This window comes from Mesorhizobium sp. M7A.F.Ca.ET.027.03.2.1, from assembly GCF_003999175.1.
GTDB lineage: Bacteria > Pseudomonadota > Alphaproteobacteria > Rhizobiales > Rhizobiaceae > Mesorhizobium.
The window spans coordinates 1-3,615 of record NZ_RZOM01000631.1; the positions used below are offsets into that span (position 1 = coordinate 1).

Sequence of the window (3,615 nt, forward strand, 5' to 3'; positions counted from 1 at the left end):
GACAGATCATGGACTGGACGGCGGAAGACACCGCCGGAAAAGTGCCGCTCGCCTTCACCATCTTCGGTTCTTCTGTGGCTGAGCAGGTGGCGCAGGTTCGCCATGCCGAAAGCGTCGGAGCGGATTGGGTGATCCTGCAGCCGCCGCCAGCCGGATCCTATGGTGCGCCGGAATACATCAAGTTCTTCGGCCGCGTCGCCGAGGCGACCGACCTGCCGGTGGCGATCCAGAACGCACCGGCCTTTTTCGGGCGCGGCCTGTCATCGGACGAAATCCGCGAACTCGTCACGCTTCATCCCAACATAAGGCTGATCAAGGGCGAAGGTCCGGTCACCGACATCGCCGGGCTGATCGAGCGCACCGAAGGCCGGATACCGGTTTTCAACGGACGCGGCGGCCTGGAACTGATCGACAATTTCCGCATCGGTTGCCGCGGCATGATCCTGGCGCCGGATTGCGCCGACTATGCCGTGCGCGCCTATCATGCGTTCCGCGCCGGAGACGAAGTCACGGCCGAGGCTGAATATGCAAGAATATTGCCGGCTGCCGTCTTCGTCATGCAAGGCATCGAGAGCCTGGTCTGTTACGGCAAGCGGCTGTTCGGCGCCCGCGCCGGCATCCCGGTACATGACCGGGCTCCGGCGATGCGGCCAGGCGAGCCTGGCCTCGCAATGGTGGAGCGCTTTGCGATTGGTCTGGGTCGGTTGCCTGGCTTAACGGCAACTGCCTTTCAGTAGGTCGTCCGTCCACCCGACAGGTCGAACGTGGAGGCGGTTGTAAAGCTGTTCTCCTTGGAGACGAGCCAGGCGACCATCGCCGCGGCTTCGTCGACCTCCAGCAGGCGGCCGCGCGGAATGCGCGAGCGCATATATTCGATGTGCTCCGGCGTCAGTTGTTCGAGGATGCGCGTCTGTGCCGTGGCCGGCGAGATGCAGTTCACGGCGATGTCGTACTGCGCCAGTTCCTTGCCGAGCGACTTGGTCAAGCCGATGACCGCCGCCTTCGAGGCTGAATAGGCGGAGGCGTTGGGGTTGCCTTCCTTGCCGGCCACCGAGGCTATGTTGACGATGCGCCCGTAATTGCGCTCCTTCATTCCCGGAACCACGGCGCGGTTGACGTAGAACGTGCCGTTCACATTGACATCGATGACCTTCTTCCACGTCTCGATGTCGTAGACGTCGAGCGGGGCGGCCGGGCCGGCAATTCCGGCGGAATTGACCAGAATGGAAATCTTGCCGGCCAACTCTTCGGTCCTGGCGCGCGCCGCGTCCACCGACGCCCAATCGGCGACGTCCACGATCTCCGTCGTGGCGGCGTTGCCGAGTTCCTTCTTGGCGGTTTCGAGGCGGGCCTCATCGAGATCCCACAAGGTTACCGTCGCGCCGGAGGCGACGAAACGTCTGGCCATCGCAAAGCCGAGGCCCTGGGCGCCGCCGGTGACGACAGCGTGCTGGCCGTCAAGATCGATGCTGTTCATGTCGATCGGTTCTTTCCGTTTGAGATTTTTCGTGGGCGCCCGCCGGCCTGTGCAGGCGGGCGATATCGCTACATGGTTGCGCCAAGGCTCCATGGCACGAACTCGTTGTCGCCATAGCCGAGCGCTTCCGACCTGGTGCGCCCGCCGGATGCGACGCGCAGGATCTCGGCGAAGATTTCCTCGCCCTTCTCGGCCAGCGAGACGCCGTCCAGTATGTCTCCGCAATTGATGTCCATGTCCTCGCGCATCTGCTCGAAGATAAAGGTGTTGGAGGCAAGCTTGATCGAGGGCGTCGGCTTGCAGCCGAAGGCCGAACCGCGGCCGGTGGTGAAGCACAATATGTTGGCGCCGCCGGCGACCTGCCCGGTGGCCGAGACCGGATCGTAGCCAGGCGTATCCATGAAGACGAGGCCGCGCTCGTTGATCGGCTCGGCATATTCCAGCACTGCGCGCAGATTGGTGGTGCCGCCCTTGGCGGAGGCGCCGAGCGATTTCTCCAGGATGGTCGTCAGCCCACCCAGCTTGTTGCCGGGCGAAGGGTTGTTGTTCATCTCCATGTCGTGCCTGGCGGTATAATCCTCCCACCAGCGGATGCGCTCGATCAGCTTTTCACCCACCGCGCGGCTCTCGGCGCGCAAGGCGAGAAGATGTTCGGCGCCATAGATTTCGGGCGTCTCCGAGAGCACGGCCGTGCCGCCTTGCCCGACAAGCAGGTCCACCGCAGCACCCAGTGCCGGATTGGCGCTGATGCCGGAGTAACCGTCCGATCCGCCGCATTGCAGTGCTAGCACCAGTTCGGAGGCTGGTTGCGGCGTCCTTTCGGCGGCGTTCACCGTAGGCAGCATGTCGACGATCGCCTTGACGCCGGCCTCGACTGTCTTTCGCGTGCCGCCGGTTTCCTGGATCGTCATCGTGCGGAAAATCGTGCTCTCCTCGATGTTGTACGACTGCATCCAGCGCGGAATCTGGAACGCTTCGCAGCCGAGCCCGACCATCAGCACGCCGCCGACATTGGGGTTCGTGGCAAAGCCCCATTGCGTGCGCTTCAGCAGGTCGTAAGCGGGACCCTTGGTGTCGATGCCGCAGCCGGTGCCGTGGACGAGGGCGATGATGCCGTCGACATTGGGATAGTCGCGCAGGATGCCGGACCGATTGACCTCGTCGGTGATGAACCGGGCGACGCTGGCAGAGCAGTTCACCGACGTCAGCACGGCAATGAAGTTGCGCGTGCCCACCTTGCCGCTCGGCCGGCGGTAACCCATGAAAGTAGCGCGTTCGGCCTCGGCAACGATCTCGGTTTGCCTGGTATTGGTGCCGAAGACGTAGTCGCGTTCGAAATTGCGCAGATACACATTGTGCTCGTGAACCCAGTCGCCGGCGACAATGGGTTCCCGCGCAAAACCAATGGTCTGGCCGTATTTCACGATAGGCTCGTCCGAGCCGATGTCGCGCAGCGCCATCTTATGCCCGCGCGGTATGCGCGCCTTCGCTGCCACGTCCCCGGCTTTGTCGCCGATCTTCAACGGATCGACCGCCAGAAGAATGTTGTCGGTATCCGACAGCTTGATGAACCGTGCCATGACCCAAACTCTGAAAAAGCTCTCCCCGACAAGGAGCGTCGAGAGGCAAAAGTGATTTGGAATACTAATATAATAGAATGTCAGTGGTCAAGGTGCGGTTGCGAAAGGCCTGGACTGCAGGGCGTTGCGGCGGATCGGTCAGGTGAGTGGCGTGCGATGAGTGCGCCTTGCGGCGCAGTTTGAGGGCGGCAAACGGCTGGATGAAACAACGGATCGCCGCCCGGCCGGGACACGGTCAGTCGAGATGGAAGACCTCTTCCATCGCCGCCCACCATTCGCCGTCGGCGCGCGTCGGCAGTGGCGTCTGCATGGGGTCGCACAGCTCCCACCATTTGCGCATCGCCGGCGACTCGCTCATCCGCGCCGCATCCCTGGCGAAGTCGCTGCCGTGATACTCCCAGCAGGCGAACAGAAGGTTCTCCGGTTCGCGCAGGAAGATCGAATAGTTGCGGATGTTGGCGCGGCTGATGACGTCGAGCACTTCGGGCCAGACGGCGGCGTGGACGCGCTTGTAGTCCGCGATCGCCTCGGCTTTCACGCCGATACATAGTCCCATTC

The 3,615-nt window shown here is 63.0% G+C and carries 4 protein-coding genes; 1 reads left to right on the forward strand and 3 read right to left on the reverse strand.

Going from position 1 to position 3,615, the window contains the following annotated elements:
- Positions 1-737, forward strand: a 737-nt coding sequence (locus tag EN750_RS23755; protein ID WP_145967863.1) for a dihydrodipicolinate synthase family protein, incomplete at its 5' end; no start/stop codon positions are given.
- Here the strand turns inward: EN750_RS23755 and EN750_RS23760 are convergent.
- The 3 genes from EN750_RS23760 to EN750_RS23770 all read right to left on the reverse strand — a co-directional run bounded on the left by EN750_RS23760 (position 731) and on the right by EN750_RS23770 (position 3,613).
- The gene (locus EN750_RS23760; RefSeq protein WP_127397822.1) at positions 731-1,477 is read right to left on the reverse strand and encodes an SDR family NAD(P)-dependent oxidoreductase; all 747 of its coding nucleotides are present in this window, start codon (positions 1,475-1,477) and stop codon (positions 731-733) included. The two genes, EN750_RS23755 and EN750_RS23760, sit on opposite strands and share 7 nt — an antisense overlap.
- A 68-nt stretch (positions 1,478-1,545) precedes the next feature.
- Entirely contained in the window at positions 1,546-3,057 is a 1,512-nt protein-coding gene (locus tag EN750_RS23765; RefSeq protein ID WP_127382752.1) for an altronate dehydratase family protein, read from the reverse strand.
- A 235-nt stretch (positions 3,058-3,292) separates the two neighbouring features.
- The gene (locus EN750_RS23770) at positions 3,293-3,613 is read right to left on the reverse strand and encodes an L-rhamnose mutarotase (protein ID WP_127397823.1); all 321 of its coding nucleotides are present in this window, start codon (positions 3,611-3,613) and stop codon (positions 3,293-3,295) included.
- Positions 3,614-3,615 lie beyond the last annotated feature (2 nt).

Coding starts and splice junctions, on each gene's coding strand:
- EN750_RS23765 (WP_127382752.1), bottom strand. CDS start 3,057: ATGGCACGGTTCATCAAGCTGTCGGATACCGACAACATTCTTCTGGCG.
- EN750_RS23770 (WP_127397823.1), bottom strand. CDS start 3,613: ATGGGACTATGTATCGGCGTGAAAGCCGAGGCGATCGCGGACTACAAG.
- EN750_RS23760 (WP_127397822.1), bottom strand. CDS start 1,477: ATGAACAGCATCGATCTTGACGGCCAGCACGCTGTCGTCACCGGCGGC.